2 protein-coding genes are annotated in these 632 nt (G+C 67.7%); both read left to right on the top strand.

Annotated features, from left to right (window positions below; genetic code table 11):
- Positions 1-241 (top strand): aldehyde dehydrogenase family protein (locus tag Y705_RS16615; protein ID WP_155849856.1); only part of this gene is annotated, 241 nt, incomplete at its 5' end.
- A 55-nt stretch (positions 242-296) separates the two neighbouring features.
- On the top strand, positions 297-632 hold a 336-nt coding region (locus Y705_RS16610), incomplete at its 3' end, for a Gfo/Idh/MocA family protein (RefSeq protein WP_162149022.1).

Genomic DNA, 632 nt, shown 5'->3' with positions numbered 1-632 from the left:
CGCCCGACAGTTCAAGCGGCGGGTCACCGTGGGCATGATCGGGATCAATGTCCCAATCCCCGTGCCTGTGGCCTGGCACTCCTTCGGCGGCTGGAAGGACTCCCTGTTCGGTGACCACCACGTCTACGGCCCGGACGGTGTGCGCTTCTACACCCGAGGCAAGGCCGTCACCGAGCGCTGGCCCGAGCCGCTCCACGCGTCCGGGGCGTCCTTCGCCTTCCCGTCCTCGAACGACTCCTAAGCTGATCTCTCAGACCACCCCCGGTCCTGTGCAGGGCCGAGAAAGGACACAGACCATGAACACTCCATTGCGCGTAGCCGTCGTCGGAGCGGGCCGCATGGGTGCGGACCACATCGACCGGATCCACCACCGCACCACCGGCACCGAGGTCGCCGCCGTCGTGGACATCGATAGGTCCCGGGCCGAGGCCGCCGTGGCCCACATCCCCGGCGCCGTCACCTGCACCGACTTTCAGGAGATCCTGGACCGGGATGACATCGACGCCGCCCTGATCGCTACACCGGGCTTCCTGCACGAGGACGTGCTTCTCGCTGTCATCGAGCACGGCTTGCCAACCCTGTGCGAAAAACCGCTGACCCCGGACGCCGCCTCCGCGTGGCGGGTGGTGCAG

The sequence above is a fragment of the Arthrobacter sp. H41 genome (assembly GCF_000520535.1).
Taxonomy (GTDB): domain Bacteria; phylum Actinomycetota; class Actinomycetes; order Actinomycetales; family Micrococcaceae; genus Arthrobacter_D.
The sequence above is the reverse complement of the archived record's forward strand: the minus strand, read 5'-3'. Positions and strand labels throughout refer to the sequence as shown.